This window comes from Halomonas sp. A3H3 (genome assembly GCF_000982975.1).
Classification (GTDB): Bacteria; Pseudomonadota; Gammaproteobacteria; order Pseudomonadales; family Halomonadaceae; genus Vreelandella; species Vreelandella titanicae.
In genome coordinates, this window is the sequence record NZ_HG423343.1 from 5,416,200 (window position 1) to 5,432,630 (window position 16,431).

14 protein-coding genes are annotated in these 16,431 nt (G+C 55.5%); 4 read left to right on the top strand and 10 right to left on the bottom strand.

Annotation, left to right across the window (positions count from 1 at the left end; all coding sequences use genetic code 11):
• Positions 1 to 203: 203 nt before the first annotated feature.
• The 10 genes from HALA3H3_RS24545 to nrdR form a co-directional block, all read right to left on the bottom strand.
• Positions 204 to 2,369, bottom strand: a complete 2,166-nt coding sequence (locus HALA3H3_RS24545) for a methyl-accepting chemotaxis protein (protein ID WP_022519720.1) — start codon at positions 2,367 to 2,369, stop codon at positions 204 to 206.
• Positions 2,370 to 2,531: 162 nt separating this feature from the next.
• Entirely contained in the window at positions 2,532 to 5,084 is a 2,553-nt protein-coding gene (gene lon / locus HALA3H3_RS24550; protein ID WP_022519721.1) for an endopeptidase La, read from the bottom strand.
• Positions 5,085 to 5,233: 149 nt separating this feature from the next.
• A complete protein-coding gene (locus HALA3H3_RS24555) occupies positions 5,234 to 6,490 on the bottom strand; it encodes a DUF945 family protein (RefSeq protein WP_022519722.1) in 1,257 nt (418 codons plus the stop codon).
• A gap of 123 nt (positions 6,491 to 6,613) precedes the next feature.
• On the bottom strand, positions 6,614 to 7,087 hold the full coding sequence (locus HALA3H3_RS24560) for a phosphatidylglycerophosphatase A family protein (protein ID WP_022519723.1): 474 nt from the start codon (positions 7,085 to 7,087) through the stop codon (positions 6,614 to 6,616).
• Complete coding sequence (gene thiL / locus HALA3H3_RS24565; RefSeq protein WP_022519724.1) at positions 7,084 to 8,085, bottom strand: thiamine-phosphate kinase; 1,002 nt, start codon at positions 8,083 to 8,085, stop codon at positions 7,084 to 7,086. Before thiL ends, HALA3H3_RS24560 begins: the two co-directional genes overlap by 4 nt.
• 36 nt (positions 8,086 to 8,121) lie before the next feature.
• Positions 8,122 to 8,616 carry a transcription antitermination factor NusB gene (nusB, locus tag HALA3H3_RS24570; protein ID WP_007114491.1) on the bottom strand — a complete coding sequence of 165 codons (495 nt, stop codon included), beginning with the start codon at positions 8,614 to 8,616 and terminating at the stop codon, positions 8,122 to 8,124.
• Entirely contained in the window at positions 8,613 to 9,101 is a 489-nt protein-coding gene (gene ribH / locus HALA3H3_RS24575) for a 6,7-dimethyl-8-ribityllumazine synthase (RefSeq protein WP_007114490.1), read from the bottom strand. The genes nusB and ribH overlap by 4 nt, the downstream gene beginning before the upstream one ends.
• 18 nt (positions 9,102 to 9,119) lie before the next feature.
• A complete protein-coding gene (gene ribBA, locus HALA3H3_RS24580; protein WP_022519725.1) occupies positions 9,120 to 10,286 on the bottom strand; it encodes a bifunctional 3,4-dihydroxy-2-butanone-4-phosphate synthase/GTP cyclohydrolase II in 1,167 nt (388 codons plus the stop codon).
• A gap of 87 nt (positions 10,287 to 10,373) precedes the next feature.
• Positions 10,374 to 11,549 carry a bifunctional diaminohydroxyphosphoribosylaminopyrimidine deaminase/5-amino-6-(5-phosphoribosylamino)uracil reductase RibD gene (gene ribD / locus HALA3H3_RS24585; protein ID WP_022519726.1) on the bottom strand — a complete coding sequence of 392 codons (1,176 nt, stop codon included), beginning with the start codon at positions 11,547 to 11,549 and terminating at the stop codon, positions 10,374 to 10,376.
• Positions 11,546 to 12,037 carry a transcriptional regulator NrdR gene (gene nrdR / locus HALA3H3_RS24590; protein ID WP_022519727.1) on the bottom strand — a complete coding sequence of 164 codons (492 nt, stop codon included), beginning with the start codon at positions 12,035 to 12,037 and terminating at the stop codon, positions 11,546 to 11,548. Before nrdR ends, ribD begins: the two co-directional genes overlap by 4 nt.
• A 211-nt stretch (positions 12,038 to 12,248) precedes the next feature.
• Here nrdR and HALA3H3_RS24595 point away from each other — a divergent pair, with 211 nt between their 5' ends.
• The 4 genes from HALA3H3_RS24595 (at position 12,249) to HALA3H3_RS24610 (ending at position 16,431) form a co-directional block, all read left to right on the top strand.
• Positions 12,249 to 14,015 (top strand): sugar phosphorylase, encoded by a 1,767-nt coding sequence (locus tag HALA3H3_RS24595; protein ID WP_022519728.1) that lies wholly within the window; start codon positions 12,249 to 12,251, stop codon positions 14,013 to 14,015.
• 219 nt (positions 14,016 to 14,234) lie between these two features.
• On the top strand, positions 14,235 to 15,017 hold the full coding sequence (dsbG, locus tag HALA3H3_RS24600; RefSeq protein ID WP_022519729.1) for a thiol:disulfide interchange protein DsbG: 783 nt from the start codon (positions 14,235 to 14,237) through the stop codon (positions 15,015 to 15,017).
• 136 nt (positions 15,018 to 15,153) lie between these two features.
• A complete protein-coding gene (locus tag HALA3H3_RS24605; RefSeq protein WP_022519730.1) occupies positions 15,154 to 15,843 on the top strand; it encodes a TRAP transporter substrate-binding protein in 690 nt (229 codons plus the stop codon).
• An 84-nt stretch (positions 15,844 to 15,927) separates the two neighbouring features.
• Complete coding sequence (locus tag HALA3H3_RS24610; protein WP_022519731.1) at positions 15,928 to 16,431, top strand: TRAP transporter small permease; 504 nt, start codon at positions 15,928 to 15,930, stop codon at positions 16,429 to 16,431.

The window sequence follows — 16,431 nt, forward strand, 5'->3', positions numbered from 1 at the left end:
TAGCGGTTCCCTAGGAGCCTGTCCGACTTAACACTGATCTACTGCGAATCTATGCTTCTCGCGACGATCGGCCAAGCCAGACAGGCTCCTAACGCTAAGCCTTTTCAATTAGAGGTAATGCATGAAATATGCCACCGCGAAGGGTGGCATGTCATAAAACCGAATAAAGGGAAATCAAGCACCTAACAGTGTCGTCTACCGGGCTAAAACGCTTCCCACTGGTCAGCGCGAGGCTGTGTTGCGGGTGTCTTAGCACGCTGCTCTGAAGGGGCTGTCAATTGCTGAGTTGCTTTACTGAGTGCCTGGTTGGCGCGCTGTAACTTCGCCCGCGCCTCTTTGATGTTCTCGTCTTGAGCGCCTTCCAAACGGAATGCATCGACCACGTTAGCGAGTTCAAAGGCTTCGAGGGAGAGATTGTCCGCTGACGCCGCAATCGACTGAACTTTTGAAGCGTTCTGCTGGGTCACAAGATCCATTTCGGCAATCGCCGAGTTAATTTGACCGATCCCACTGCTCTGCTCGCTGGACGCAGTGCTGATCGACTCCATCAGCTCACTGACTCGACTCACCTGCTGAGAGACTTCCTCAATCGCCCGCTCCGCCTGCTCTACCGCACTACGACCACCGCTGACTTCCTGAGTAGTGCTATCAATCATCTTGCGAATTTCCTGGGCGGCATCTGCGCTGCGACCAGCTAGATTGCGCACTTCGCTGGCGACTACCGCAAAGCCGCGTCCATGTTCACCAGCACGCGCAGCCTCAACCGAGGCGTTGAGTGCCAAAATATTAGTTTGAAAGGCAATGCCGTCGATCACGCTGATCATCTCGGTCATCTTTTCAGCACTCTGGGCGATACGCTGCATGCGCTCCACCAGCTTTTGCATTTGCTGACCGGTTTCCTTGGTGCTGGCAGCGTTCTGCACTGCCAGATCAGTCGCCTGGCGGGCATTATCGGTGTTCTGCTGAACCGTCGAGGTCATCTCCTCCATACTCGAAGCGGTCTGCTGAAGCGACGACGCCTGCTGCTCAGTGCGCGAAGAGAGTTCCTCATTTTCAGCGGCTATCTGCTGAATCGCCGGAGTAACCACTGAGACACGATTCTCTACATCGCCCACGATGCTGGAGAGGCTAAAACGCATGGTGTCCAGGGAGTAGAGCAGCTCGCCCAACTCGTCGTTAGTTTGACGACGTTCACGGGCGGCCAAGTTACCCGCGGCAATTTGGAAAGTGATATACCGCGCGCCCGACAAGCTGCGAAACACGGATTTCAGAATCATTACACTCAAGCCGATCATGACTAAAAAGCCTACCGCCAGTAGCACCAGCTGCGCTATCAGCATTTGCTGACGCCCGCTTTGTGCCTCGGTCACCAGCAATTCGGCATCGGCACGCACCTGCTCAACCAAGGTGCTGTTCATCTCGCGCAGCGACTCTGTGGTCGGCACCACCACGTCATTCAAGGCCTCAAAGGCCGCGAACCCATTACCCTCTTCAATCGCCACAAGGGCGGTTTGCACCGCATCAATCCAGGTATTCAGAGCACTATCAAAAGCCTGGGCGGTCTCATCAGTGACCGTCGCATCCGCATAGTAGCCCGCCCACAGCGTCTGCATGGCATCGGTATACTGGCCAATGTCTGCGTTGACGGCCTCCAGGTCAGCCCGACGAGGGCTTCGTACCGCAGGTTCCAGCGTGCCAACCGTTTGACCAATATAGCGTTCGATATTCTGCAGCGAGGCGACATCGCTCAACCCTGAGCGATTAATGGTTTCCAGCCGCTCGCCGGAGAGTAACAGCGCAGAGACTCCCAACCCACCCGAAAGACAGAGTAGCAGCAGCGACGCCACCACCATACTGGTGAGCTTGGCTTTCAGGCTAGTGAACTGAAAGCGCGACAGCATTCCGGTCAAGCCTTTACGCCGCAGCGTGCCATGGGCTAGTGCGTAGTGGCGGGATTTACCTTTTTCGCGAATCTCGGCATAGATTTTTTCTGCCTGGTTAATGGCTTTTTCTGACGCTTTGCGGCGCACGGAAGTGTAGCCGACGATGCGCTCACCGTCCCGCAGCGGCGCCACGGTGGCATTCACCCAGTAGTGATCGCCATTTTTACGCCGATTTTTAACCACGCCTTGCCAGGTTGTCCCCGCTTGGATGGTTTTCCAGAAATCCTTGTAAGCAGCTTCAGGCATATCAGGGTGACGAAGGAGGTTATGGGGAGAGCCAATGAGTTCTTCACGGCTATAGCCACTGACCTCAACAAAAGTAGGGTTGGCGTAGGTCACATTGCCCTTTAAATCCGAGCGGGAAATCAGCACCGCTTCCTCACTCAGAACATACTCACGCTGCGTCACGGGCTGGTTATTGCGCATTAGTTCTCCAAGAATTAGATATTCTTAATTTTTATAAAAGCATAGGTCATTATCGCTATAGATCATCTCGGCAAACCAGTGAACAAATGTAAAAAAAGCGCCTTACTCTCGTAAGACGCTTTAAAAGGTTAGATAGCCATTGCTGCAAATAAAATCAACGCTCTATTTTCGGCCAAACACGACATCTGCCACATCACGGTAGCGCTTGGCAAAGTGCACCGTCATGCCCTCTTTCAGGTAGTCCGGCAACTCTTCGTAATCGCGCTTGTTGGCGTCGGGCAAAATCAATTCAAAAATATCGCTGCGTCGCGCGGCAATGACTTTCTCACGAATACCGCCAACGGGGAGCACTTGGCCGGTTAACGTTAGTTCGCCGGTCATCGCCAAAGGCCTATCGATCGCATGGTGCTTGGCCAGCGAGAGCAGCGCCGTGGTCATGGTGACACCCGCCGAAGGGCCATCTTTCGGCGTGGCGCCCTCGGGTACGTGCAAGTGTACAAACGCCGAGTCAAAGAAGTCGGTATCGGCACCATACTCCTGCAGGTGGCCCAGGGTATAGCTGTAAGCGATATTGGCGGACTCCTGCATCACTTCGCCTAACTTACCGGTCAGTTTAAAACCACGATCCAGTGAGTGTACTTTGCCTGCTTCGATGGGCAATGTTGCCCCCCCCATGGAAGTCCACGCCAGGCCGGTCACTACCCCTTCGCCGGTAAGCACTTTCTCCTTACGGAAAATCGGCGCACCTAAGAACTCCTCCAGGTTTTTAACTGATATCTTGACCGTTTCAGACTCCTCTTCAAGCAGTTTAACGGCCGATTTACGCACAATGCGGTGCAGTTGCTTCTCCAGCTGGCGCACTCCGGCTTCCCGGGCGTAGCCTTCAATGACCTGCTTTAAAGCCGCATCGGAGAGGCTGATCCTCTTTTTCGTCAGGTTGTCGCGCTTGAGCAGCTTCGGCCACAGGTGGTGCTTGGCAATCGCCAGCTTCTCTTCAGCGATATAACCGGAGAGGCGGATCTGCTCCATACGGTCAAGCAGCGGCCCTGGAATCGAATCAAGCGTGTTGGCAGTGCAGATAAACAGCACCTTGGAGAGGTCCATGCGCACATCAAGATAGTGATCAAGGAAATCGACGTTCTGTTCGGGATCAAGTACTTCCAGCAGCGCCGATGCTGGATCGCCCTGAAAGGACTGCCCGAGCTTATCGATTTCATCCAGCATGATAACGGGGTTTTCGACCTCGACCTCTTTAAAGGCTTGCACCAGTTTGCCGGGCATAGCGCCCACATAGGTACGCCGATGGCCTTTAATTTCCGCTTCATCGCGCATACCACCGACTGAGAAACGGTAAAACTGGCGCCCTAAGGCTTCGGCGATCGAACGTCCGATGGAGGTTTTGCCTACCCCAGGAGGGCCTACCAACAATACAATCGAGCCGCCTACGTCGCCTTTGAAAGTACCCTCGGCCAGAAATTCGATAATACGCTCTTTAACGTCTTTCAAACCGTCGTGGTCGCGATCCAGCACCTGGCGGGCATGGGGTAGATCCAACTGATCCTGGCTGGTCACTCCCCAGGGCAGCGAGGTTAACCAATCCAGGTAGTTACGCGTGGTGCCATACTCCGGCGAACCGGTTTCCAACACGCTGAGCTTATTAAGCTCATCGTCAATACGCGATTGAACACGCTCGGGCACTACCAGTGACTCCAAACGCGCTCTAAAGGTATCTACATCGTTTTCTCGATCACCTTTGGAGATACCCAATTCACGCTGGATGACCTTGAGCTGCTCGCGCAGGAAGAACTCGCGCTGGCGATCCTGCATTTGCGCGTTTACCTGCTCGCTGATCTCGCCCTGTAGCAACGCAACATCGATCTCTTTCCGCAGCAGCGGCAGCACTTTCTGCATCCGCTCTTCTACCGAAAGTGTTGCCAGCACATCCTGAAGTTCGGGGCCTTTGGCGGAGGTAATAGCGGCGGCAAAATCGGTCAACGGCCCCGGCTGATGAGGACTAAAGCGGTTGAGGTAGTGCTTGAGTTCTTCACCGTACAGCGGGTTAATCGGCAGCAGCTCTTTAATGCCGTTGATGATCGCCATGGCGTAAGCGCGGGTCTCTTCGTTCTCCGCATCAACCGGCTCTTTAGGGTAGGTCACCTCGACGAGGTAAGGCGGCTCTTTGGAGAGCCAGCGGGTAATTTTAAAGCGCTGAAGCCCTTGAGCGATAAACTGAATCTGATCGTCTTCGCCCTTAAGTTTGTGCACTTTGACCGCAGTACCGATCTCCGGAAAACCTTCGTGATCCAGTGAGGTGACACCCTGCTCGCCCACAAAGGCAACACCCAATGTGTGGTGCGGCGTGTTACCCACACGGCGCATGGTCTCTTCCCAGCGCTCACGATTAATCACCAGCGGCTGTACCTGGGCGGGGAAGAACGGCCGGTTATGAATAGGCAGGAGGTAAATGCGTTCGGGCAGCATTTCACTAGCGGGCACCAGAGAGTTTACCCGCTCGCCGTCTGAGCGGTACTCACTTCCTCCCTGCTTACTATCGGCCTCTTGAGAGCTTTTTTCAGTCTGTTCGTTAGAGTGGTTTGCACCACTGTCTTCACTACTCTCTTCACTACCGGGGGTGTCATCAGTAGTGGATGACTGCTCATCATCAAGTTGCCAATCAAGATGTTCAGCGTCGTGTTCGTAATCCTGGTCGCTCATGCGTCCTCCAATGAACCGATACCGGCGGTGAGAACCGCCTAGTGTTGTCCATGGAATGCGGGCAGTGGGCCAAAACTTCAACCCTTCGCGAGTAGAACAGTCAGTTTAGCGGCGCTCCCTGCGACCGTAGGTAAACTTTTCTTTTAAAATTATTGAGGCCAAAGCTCGGGCATCGGGCGCCCATTGATACGCCAAACGCCACGCACCACATCAAACTGCAGCTCCCGAGTGCCCAGGGGCAGACCTAACCATAATGCGGCGACGGTAGGCGCATCGTGCCAGGTAAAGTCGCCATCAATGCGCTCCAGCCATTTCGCCTGCTCTTTCTTTTTATCGAGGTTAACCACACTCAGCTCATCCAACTGGCGGGCATCAAAAAACAGCGCGCCATCCGCATCCAGGCGAATACCCAACAGCGGGCTATCGATAGCAACGGTCGTGACATCTAAACGCGGCGAGTCGCTAAGCACTTTGCGCAGATCCGGCTCTAAACGGGCCAGCAACCCTTCGGCCATAGGTAGACTAGCGTCTCCCCAGGCGGCTTCCTGACGCAAACGACGAATCACTTGGCGAACCGCATCGGCATTCAAACGCGAAAGTTCCATCTCTATGCGGCCATTGAGCAACGGCATGTCCGGCGCTTGAGAAGGCACCATCACATCGCCCACTTCAAGCTCGCCTTTGATACGGAGTTCGCTCTCATCCAGCACCATATGGCTGTTTAGATCGAGAGGTGAAAACTGGATATCGTAGGAGGGGTAGCTGAGCGTCAGCGTTTCAATATGCAGGTGATCGCGTTGAGCAAAGTGGTAAGCATCATCAATATAAGTATAGCGGCTTTCGAGCACCGTGGGGCCTATCGCAAGCTGGGCCATACCGTCGGTCAGGGTAAGTTGATCAAATAACGCGCGTAGTCGCCAATCGCCAAACACGCCTTCCAAGCGCAGCCGACCACCGCGGACGGCTAAATCGCGGCCATTTTGTTGAATCACAAAGGGGGCAAGGGCAAGGCGCAATTCGCTATGACCGCTAAGGGTGTGATAGCGCCCCTGCCAACGCGGCACAGAGGGGGCGGTGACCTCACCCACGGCTTGCTGCAGAACGGTATCGAGACGTGGTAGTACGGTGCCTTCGACATCCGTGCTTAAAATACCGTGCCGCGCGCTATACGTGAGCTCAAGGCGCCAGGGTCGACCCAAAAGCGGTGACAGTATCACCCTGCCTTGGGAGCTTAACCACCCTTGATGACTCTCAGTACGATTGACGCGCCACTCACCCCGCGCCTCCAGATCTTCGAGCGCTTGGCGTAGACTGCGCTCAAACAGCACACTGGAGAGTAGCTGCGCTGCCATCCACACTACGGCTATAATCGCCAGCGTGGGGACAATCAGACGTTCCTTGCGCATGCTACCTCCTTGAAGCCAACGCCTTGCAGCCAATGCACTCGAAAAAAGTTATCAACCGCTCCTGATCTCTACTTACCACTTACCACTTACCACTTACCACTTACCACTTACCACTTACCAAGTTTAGTGTAGCCAGAACCACAGGTGCATAGTACTCCAGGCGTAGGCCCCAGCCATCACGTCATCGATCATAATACCAAAGCCGCCCGCCACGCGGCGGTCAGCCCAGCGAATCGGCCAGGGCTTAAAGACATCGAAGATGCGAAATACCACAAATCCCCATAGCGCAGCCTCCCACGAAAAAGGCACCGCCGCCATGGTTAGCCAGTAACCCACAAACTCATCCCACACGATACCCGAGTGGTCGTGTACCCCTAAATCGTGGGACGTTTTATCACATAGCCAAACGCCAATAACAAAGGTGACAAAACAAATACTCAGGTACCACCCCAGGGGCAGTTCCGCCATCATCCAGTAGAACGGAATGGCCGCTAGCGTGCCAAAGGTACCCGGTGCCCAAGGCACAGCGCCGCTGCCTAAGCCAAAGGCAAAAAAATGTGTTGGACGGCGCCAGACACTTTTAGGTGCACGATTCATGGCGCTTCCCCACTAAAATGCTGCCAGCCGGCATAGCCGCTGACATAACGACTCAGTTCACTCTGGCCAGAGGCAGTAACGCCTAACGCTTCACTACAGTGGCCAATGACGGTCAGCGCTAGACCCAATGGCGCTAAACGCTGTTGCGCCTCTGCGACGTCGTCAGCGCCGAGGGTAACAAGCAGTTCGTAATCATCCCCGCCTGAAAGTGCCGCCTTTAGTGCAGCTTCCCGACCTAGGGAGCTTTCCAGTTCGTCCGCCAGTGGTAAGGCGTCTAGCGCGATGACGGCTCCGACCTGCGAAGCGTCGCGAATATGCGCCAAGTCGGCCAGTAGCCCATCGGAGATATCCAGTGCAGCGGTGGCTAAGTCGCGCAACGCCAGGCCCGCCGCTAAGCGCGGTTGTGGCAATAGGTAGCGACTTAACAATGGATGCGCCAGATCGCGCTCGCCCTGCTGCCAAAGCGCCAGCCCGCCTGCCCCACCACCTAGTGCACCGGTGACAGCGATCAGATCTCCCGCCTGGGCACCGCTACGGGTCAAGGCTTCGCCCACCGGGAGTTCACCCATCACAGTAACGCCTATGGAAAGCGCACCGGAAGTGACATCGCCCCCCACCAGCGTGGTGGCGTGCTGCTGACAAAGCGTATGAAAGCCTCGCGCATAGTCTGTAAGCCAAGCATGGGTGGCTTCATCATTGGTAAACTGGCGCTGATCAAGGGTTAACGCCATCAAACACCAACGCGAAGTCGCCCCCATGGCGGCCAGATCGCTCAGCGCAACGGCCAAGGCACGGTGACCCACCGCAAATGCTGATGCTTCGCGGGGAAAGTGTACATCCACCACCGAGGTATCAACGCTCACGACCAACTGTTGGCCTGCTTGCGGCAACAGCAGCGTGGCGTCGTCTCCACATCCCAGTGTGACGCCATTTGACGCAGCCGACGCCTCCTGCGACGACATAAAGTAGCGTCGAATCAAATCAAATTCGGCAAGCACAAAGGCCCCTTAAACGCATTGTCATACCGCTCGCGTTCAGAGACGACGAGCGCTGACCTCGGCACTGCGCAAGCGAATAGCCAGCTTGTCGAGAATGCCGTTCACGTATTTATGGCCATCGGTGGCGCCAAATGACTTAGCCAGCTCAACGCCTTCGTTAATGACGACACGATAAGGTACTTCCATGCGGCGGGAAAGCTCGTAAGCGCCCAACCGTAGGATGGCCAACTCTACCGCATCGAGATCTTCTAAGCGGCGGTCTAGCAGGGGAGAGATTTCACGATCCAGTTCCGCTTTAAACCGCACGGTATTATGGAGTAACTCGTGAAACAGTGCCTTGTCGGCGATCTCCATCACCTTGACCCAATTTTCGTGATCTTCCAGGTCATCGTCGGCGACCTGGCTACGAAACTCGGCTTCAATGGTAGTAATGGATTTACCCGTCATGTGCCATTGATAAAGCCCCTGCACCGTTAATTCCCGCGCCGCGTGGCGGCCCTGCTGAGCGGCAGAGGGTTTACGCTCGCTCATTGGGTATCTCCTGACGGTAGCGCACGGAGCAGAGAGACCATTTCCATCGCGGCCATGGCAGCTTCGGTGCCTTTGTTACCGGCCTTGGTGCCTGCACGCTCAATCGCTTGCTCAATGGTTTCAACGGTTAACACACCATTAGCCACCGGGGTATCAAACTCAAGCTGTAAGTGATTAATCGCCGTATTACAGCCGCCCGCCACGTATTCAAAATGCGGTGTGCCACCGCGAATGACCGCGCCCAGGGCAATCACTGCGTCGGGTTTCATTACCTTCAACACGCGCTTCACCGCCAGCGGGAGTTCCCAGGCGCCCGGCACGTGAACAATGTGGATATGCTCGGCGTCGACACCGTGACGGGTCAAGCTGTCGACGGCGCCTTCCACCAGGCTATCGACCACGTGATGGTTAAAACGGCCGACCACGATGACATAGCGGCCATCGACATCAACAAACGTACCTTCAACTTGAGTGAGGGAGTGCATCAATTTATTCCTGCTGAATTAGTTCTGCTGAGAAGTTGGTTCATACGCCGTGTCATTAGGGCCCAGACGCTCTACGACTTCGAGGTCAAAGCCGGACAGCGCCGAAAACTTCCACGGTGAACTAAGTAATCGCATTTTACCCACGCCTAAATAGCGCAGAATCTGAGAACCGGTGCCGATGGTCAAGTAGTTACCGGCACCGTCGGAGTCGCTGGTACGCGGCTGGCGCACGCGATCCAAAAAGATATCCAGCTGGTCTTTCAAATCCTGGTGCGGGCGGCCGTCGTCAATCAACACAAACACACCTGGCGCGGCTCCGGCAATCTCTTCCAGCGCACGATGGGCATCCCAGCGGCACTGTTCGTCTTTCATCAAGCCCATTACATCGCGCAGCGTATCAGTCAGATGCACGCGCACCGTGGTGGCCTGTTCCGGCGTGGGCTGACCGTTCACCAACGCCAAATGGTGAGCGCCCTGGATACGATCACGGAACACGTGCAGCTCAAGCTCGCCATGGGAGGTCATGACCGTTGACGCTTCCAGATGATCGATGGTCTGTTCGTTAACGATACGGTAGTGAATCAGATCCGCGATGGTACCGATCTTAATACCGTGCTCCTGGGCGAAGGCTTCAAGCTCGGGGCGGCGCGCCATGCTGCCATCATCATTCATAATCTCGCAGATTACACCGCTAGGGTCACAGCCCGCCAGTGCCGCCAAATCACACGAAGCTTCCGTATGCCCGGCACGGCGCAGCACGCCGCCCGGCTCGGCCATCAGCGGAAAGATATGGCCTGGCTGAACGATATCAGAGGGCTTTGCATTGGGTGCCACCGCGGCTTGCACGGTACGCGCACGATCTGCAGCTGAAATACCCGTCGTGACGCCTTCGGTTGCCTCAATGGAGAGAGTAAACTTGGTGCCAAAACCGGAACCGTTATCACGCACCATTAGCGGCAGATTAAGCTGCTCACAGCGGGCGCGAGTCATCGGCATGCAGATCAAGCCGCGGGCGAAACGGGCCATAAAGTTGATATGCTCGGCCTGCACTTTTTCGGCGGCCATGATGATATCACCTTCATTTTCGCGATCCTCATCGTCCATGAGAATCACCATTTTGCCCTGGCGGATATCGTCCACCAGCTCGGCGATAGGGGCTAAGCCTCTAGAGGAGGGGTGCGCCATGGAATCTCCAATAAGTGTTGTCACGATAGCTTGTCAGGATAGGTTATCGAGAAAGAGTGTCGCGAGAGTGAGTCACGATTTTGCGCGTCAGGGTACCTTGCTCTCGCAAAATTCGCCAGATGCGCTAGTCGCTAGAGGGGATGCAATAATGCGCCAATCGCGCCCTACTGCTCGCATATCGTGAATGGTTAACCGCCGCTGATCGGCCATACGTGAGAGCCCTGGCAACGCAAAAAGGGGCCGCGCTTCGCCGCCTAACAGTGTGGGGGCAACAAACAGCTGTAGCTCATCGACCAACGCCGCATCGAGCATAGCGCCCGCCAATGTCGCTCCGGTTTCCACCAGCAGTTCATTAACCTGTTCATTTTCGGCTAACCACTGCAGCATTGCCACTAAATCGATACGGCCATCGCTACCGGCGGGCAACACCTGTACTTCAGCGCCCGCCTGAGTTAACCGTTCCCGCTTCTCTTCCAAGTGGTCTGATGTGGTGATCACTAGCGTACGCCCAGGCTCGCTTAAACAGGCTGCCGCCAGAGGTAGGCGCAAGTGGGTATCTAAAATCACCCGCAGGGGCTGGCGGTGAACCACTTGGTCTGCGTTGTTCAGCTGTAACTGCTCTGCTCGTAACGTCAGCCGAGAGTCGTCCATAATGAGCGACTCAACGCCGCTTAATATCGCGCTGGAGCGTGCCCGTAGCCGCTGCACCTGGGTGCGTGCTTCAGGCCCGGTGATCCACTGAGACTCCCCCGACCCCATGGCGGTACGACCATCTAGACTCATCGCCATTTTCAGGCGCACAAAGGGACGCTGCTGGGTCATGCGAGCAATAAAGCCGGGATTCAGAGCGCGCGCGTCACTCTCTAATAACCCCACCGCCACCTCAACACCCGCCTCTTCAAGCAGACGAATACCGCGGCCACTCACCTGCGGGTTCGGATCCACCATGGCAACCACTACCCGCGACACCTTCGCTTCCTGGAGCGCCACCGCGCAGGGGCCAGTGCGGCCGGTGTGGGAACAAGGCTCCAGGGTGACGTACGCGGTCGCGCCCAGGGCTTGCTCACCAGCATCATTCAACGCGTGAATTTCGGCGTGGGGTTCACCGGCACACAGGTGAAAGCCTTCACCGACAATCTGCTCGTCACGCACAATCACACAGCCGACCCGCGGGTTGGGATCCGTGGTGTATAAGCCTTTTTGCGCCAGTTGCAGCGCCCGCGCCATATAGCGGTGGTCGGCTTGGCTAAAGACAGCACTCATTTTGACGACTCGCTGCCATGGCCCAGTCGGGAAGAGGGCTCTTGGGACAGCCGGTCAATCTCAGCGCGAAATTCATCCAGATCCTGGAACTTGCGATATACCGAAGCAAAGCGGATATAGGCTACGTGATCGAGGGTTTTAAGCGCTTGCATGACCGACTCGCCAATATCACGGGCGTTGATTTCGCGATCGCCCCGGGCACGTAAGGTTTGGCGGATGCGCTCTACCGCCGCTTCAATGGCTTCTGCACTGACCGGACGCTTTTCCAGCGCACGCAACATACCTGCCCGCAGTTTGGCTTCATTAAAGCTCTCGCGGGAGCCGTCGGACTTCACCACCCGCGGCATTACCAATTCTGCGGTTTCGTAGGTGGTAAAGCGCTCTTGGCAGCTCGCACACTGGCGTCGACGGCGTACCTGATCACCATCCGCTACCAGGCGCGAATCAGTCACTCGAGTATCGTTTGCACCACAAAAAGGGCAATGCATGGCGGTCAACCTGTTGTCAGCTCGTGTCGGCGTACCGCACGAGTTAGCGTGTTATAACCTGTCAATGTGTGTGCTATTAATAGCGTTTTAGCAGTAGTAACTGCCACAAGCTAATGTATCTTAGCGTTTAAACGCGGTATCAACCTCGTATTGTAACGATTTGGCACACAAGCTGCAGCGTTTGTGGCAGATTGTTTATCAGGAGCTACCCATGCCCCCCTTTGAGCAGACCGTTAACGACTACCTCAGCCACCTTTATGGCCCCAGGGCGGGGGAAGTGCAGCGCCGTTTAAACCAGCGTCTAGCGCATTTTCAGTCGCTTGCCCCATTTTCATCCAGCTCCGGTAGAACCAGCACTAAAAATGCACCCTCTTGGAGCGAAAAAGATCAGTGGGTGATCAGCTACGGTGACTCGATTATTGAAGATGGTGTGCCGCCGTTGGCAGTGCTTAGCGATTTTCTTCAAGCGCGGTTGGGCGATCGCATCAGCGGTGTACATGTACTGCCCTTCTTTCCCTGGAGCAGCGACGACGGCTTTTCGGTGATCCACTACCGGGAAGTGAACCCCGATCTTGGTGATTGGTCGCACATCCGCGAACTCGCCAGCCATTACGACTTAATGGCCGACCTGGTGCTCAATCACGTCTCACGGGAGTCTCTCTGGTTTGTGGATTACCTGAGCGGCAGCCTGCCCGGCCGCGACTACTTTATCGAAGTCGATCCAGAGACCGATGTCTCCCAGGTGGTGCGCCCACGCAGCAGCCCGCTGCTGGTGCCCATTTCCACCCGGCGTGGCACCCGCTACCTGTGGGCGACGTTCTCCGAAGACCAGCTTGACCTGAACTTTGAAAATCCGGATGTGCTGCTGGAGTTCGTGGGTATTTTGCTGTTCTACCTGGAGCAAGGAACGCGGATTGTACGTTTGGATGCGGTGGCCTTTCTGTGGAAGCGGCTGGGTACTGCCTGCATTCACCTGCCGGAAACCCACACTGTGGTGCGGCTGCTACGAGCGATTGTGGATCACGTGGCCCCAGGTACCCTGTTAATCACCGAAACCAATGTGCCCCACCAGGAAAATATCAGTTATTTTGGCTTGGATCGGTTGCCAGCGGGGGACCCCGACGAAGCCCATATGGTGTATCAGTTTGCCCTCCCCCCGCTGCTATTGCACACCCTCACCCGGGGCGAAGCGTGCACCTTACAGACCTGGCTTGCCAGCCTTCCGGTACTGCCCGACCAATGCACCTACCTCAACTTTACGGCCAGCCACGACGGCATTGGCGTTCGCCCCTTGGAAGGTTTATTGCCCGATCACGAGCGGGATGCGCTGCTGGAGCTGATGCACCGTTTCGGAGGCTTTGTCAGCATGCGTAGCAACCCCGATGGAAGCGATACGCCCTATGAGATCAATATCACCTGGTTTGAAGCCATGCGCGGCACCCGCCGCGGCCCCGACCCGTGGCAGGTAGCGCGTTTTCTATGCAGCCAAGCAATTATGCTGAGTTTGCAAGGTATCCCCGCGCTGTATATTCACACCCTAACTGGCACACTCAATGACGTGGAAGGCGTTGAGCGCAGTGGGCGGCTACGTTCGATCAACCGCCGGCGCTGGCAGCGTAGCGAGCTTGACCTCCTACTCGATAGCCCGTCGACGCCCACTCACGATGTTTTCCACGCCTTAAACCGGCTATTAGACCAGCGCCGCAAGGAGCCCTGCTTTCACCCCAATGCCGCTCAACGGGTTGTGGTCTCAGCACCGGAACTATTGGCAGTAGAGCGCGGCCCGCTCCACGATGGTCGCCGGTTGCTAGCGCTGTATAACGTCACCGACCTACCGCTTCCTTTAGAGAATATGGGTGAGGCAGTTACCCAGGCACTTGAAAAACACGCCTGGCAAGCGCTGGATCCTGCTAACCCCTGGAGCGCCGAAGGTTCGCTGCCGCCTTACGCGGTGCGTTGGCTGGTAGCGGATAGTTAACACCATTTCGTTAATACCATTGAGAAATCTAAAGTTTCAAAAACCGTAAACTTCAAAAACCGTAAGTTGCGACATATTGCCCCAGTTATAAAGCGCATAATCCCTAAATAATGTTGTGCTGCGATAATCGCAACACGGCATTATTTTAGGGATTGCCAGCACTAAGGCGGCGGTTATTAAATCTCTAGCCTCTCACTCTTATTCAAACAAGGCGCTGCAATGCACTTAAAACGTCACGCTGGCATAAGTGGTTTTCTCCTGCTGGCAGGATTGGTCGGCACCTCTGCTAGCTATGCCGATGAGCTACCCGCCCCTATTCAGGCACTTGCCGACCAAGGCTTGGAAATTCATGGTCAATTCGATGCCCCCGGAGGGTTGCGCGGCTACGGCGCCAGCGTGCAGGGCCAGGACATGGCGATTTACCTGACGCCGGATGGCGAGCACGCCGTGGTGGGTACACTAATGGATAATGAGGGGAATGACCTTACCGAAGCGCAACTGGATGAGCATGTACGTGCACCGCTAGAGGCACAAACATGGCAGCTATTAAGCGAAAGCCACTGGGTACAGGACGGCAATGTGGATGCCCCCCGGGTGATTTACACCTTCACGGATGCCAACTGCCCCTACTGCCGTCAAATGTGGCAAGACGTTCGCCCCTGGGTGGAAGCAGGTGAGGTGCAGCTACGCCATATCATGGTAGGTATCTTAGCACCCGACAGCCCTGGAAAAGCAGCCGCTATTCTCGGCGCCGACGATCCAGCGGCGACACTGCATGCCCATGAAAGCGGCCAGCAGGAAATCGAAGCTAGTGCCCAACCGAGAGAAATTGAAGAGCAGGTGTACGCCAATAACCAGTTGTTCGAAGAGCTGGGCCTATATGCAACCCCCACTTCCGTTTTTCAGCGTGAAACAGAGAACGGGGCCGTGCGTCTTGACCGTATTCAGGGTATGCCCAGTGATGAGCGGCTGATCGAGATGATGGGCAGTGAAACACCTTGATGAACTTAGCCTGCCACCGCTAGCTGAGATTGCCGCGTCGCTACGCTCCTCGCAATGACGTAGGTGATGTCATTGAAATCCTTCACCTGTCATTGCGAACGTAGTGCAGCAATTTGTGGCAGGGGACCGGTCAGCCATGCTGACCGCCCCTATGCCGATGTTCCCTTCTCCCGATATCGCCCACACCGTTCTTGATGGGCAGGCCGGTGATGATCTATTGGCGACTGTGGAACAGGTGGGTCTGAAGGGGGTTACTTTTTGGGAAAGTGGTTTCAAGCAATTTACCTGCGACCAACCCGTTAATGGCCCGGAAGACTTCGCAGGCCAAAAGGTACGCGTGATGCAAAGCCCTATCATCATGGAACAGTTTAAAGCGATGGGCGCTAACCCGGTACCGATTGCCTTCGGCGAAACCTACAACGCGCTGCAACAACGCATTGTCGACTGCCAGGAAAATCCGCTGGTATCGATTACACAAATGAAATTTTATGAAGTGCAGTCGGATGTGGTTATCAGCAATCACGCTTATCTAGCCTATGCATTTCTGTTTAGCCAGAGTTGGTTCGATAGCTTAAGCCCTGAGAATCAGGCGCTATTGACGGACGCTGCACGTGAAACCACCGTATTCCAGCGTGAAGAAACCGCCCGCCGTGAAACGGGCTACATTGCCACTATCGAAGCCAGTGGCACTAACGTGAGCACACTGGATGATGCCCAACTGACGGCTTTCAGAGAGTCGACAGCGTCGGTGCACGATGAGTTTGCCAATGAAATTGGCGCAGATCTAATGGCGGAATTCCAGCAAGCCATTGCTGATGCCGAATAGTCGCGCTTCACCCATTAAAGGGCTGATCGGTGATCCCGATAGCCCTTTCCTTCCCCATTGTTTTCATCGCTGGTGGAGTTCGCTATGCGCAAACTTGATCGCCTAATATCGCGTGCCGAGGAGGTTTTGATTGGCCTGCTGATTTTGTCCGCCTCGTTCATTCTTTTCGCCAACGTCATTGCACGCTACGTGTTTAACGATGGTTTTTCATGGGCTGAGGAGCTGGTGCGTTACCAAATTGTATGGATGGTGCTGCTTGGCGCGAGCGTTGCTGCACGGCAAGGGATTCATATTGGGATCGATATTCTACGCAGGTTTAGTCCTCCCCTCATGGCGAAATGGATAGAGTTGCTAGTTCATGCGGTTTCTATCGCTTTTTGCCTTTTCCTGGTGGTTTACGGTTTCCAGTTAACCGAGCAAACCCATCGGTTTGGTCAGGTGAGTTCTGCTCTACAAGCGCCCATGTGGATCGTTCAGTTGGCCATTCCGGTGGGCGCTCTTTTAATGGGTATTCGCTTTACCCAGCATTTCTTCCGGACGTTGCTTGGTCGAGAGCAAGCCTCTGCCCACCTTGATCAAATTGGATAA

Bases quoted from the DNA above. Each gene is read 5' to 3' on its own strand.
- nusB (WP_007114491.1), bottom strand. From the start codon at position 8,616: ATGAGCGAGCGTAAACCCTCTGCCGCTCAGCAGGGCCGCCACGCGGCG.
- HALA3H3_RS24605 (WP_022519730.1), top strand. From the start codon at position 15,154: ATGCTGACCGCCCCTATGCCGATGTTCCCTTCTCCCGATATCGCCCAC.
- HALA3H3_RS24555 (WP_022519722.1), bottom strand. From the start codon at position 6,490: ATGCGCAAGGAACGTCTGATTGTCCCCACGCTGGCGATTATAGCCGTA.
- ribBA (WP_022519725.1), bottom strand. From the start codon at position 10,286: ATGGCGCACCCCTCCTCTAGAGGCTTAGCCCCTATCGCCGAGCTGGTG.
- dsbG (WP_022519729.1), top strand. From the start codon at position 14,235: ATGCACTTAAAACGTCACGCTGGCATAAGTGGTTTTCTCCTGCTGGCA.
- HALA3H3_RS24610 (WP_022519731.1), top strand. From the start codon at position 15,928: ATGCGCAAACTTGATCGCCTAATATCGCGTGCCGAGGAGGTTTTGATT.
- HALA3H3_RS24560 (WP_022519723.1), bottom strand. From the start codon at position 7,087: ATGAATCGTGCACCTAAAAGTGTCTGGCGCCGTCCAACACATTTTTTT.
- HALA3H3_RS24595 (WP_022519728.1), top strand. From the start codon at position 12,249: ATGCCCCCCTTTGAGCAGACCGTTAACGACTACCTCAGCCACCTTTAT.
- ribD (WP_022519726.1), bottom strand. From the start codon at position 11,549: ATGAGTGCTGTCTTTAGCCAAGCCGACCACCGCTATATGGCGCGGGCG.
- lon (WP_022519721.1), bottom strand. From the start codon at position 5,084: ATGAGCGACCAGGATTACGAACACGACGCTGAACATCTTGATTGGCAA.
- ribH (WP_007114490.1), bottom strand. From the start codon at position 9,101: ATGCACTCCCTCACTCAAGTTGAAGGTACGTTTGTTGATGTCGATGGC.
- nrdR (WP_022519727.1), bottom strand. From the start codon at position 12,037: ATGCATTGCCCTTTTTGTGGTGCAAACGATACTCGAGTGACTGATTCG.
- HALA3H3_RS24545 (WP_022519720.1), bottom strand. From the start codon at position 2,369: ATGCGCAATAACCAGCCCGTGACGCAGCGTGAGTATGTTCTGAGTGAG.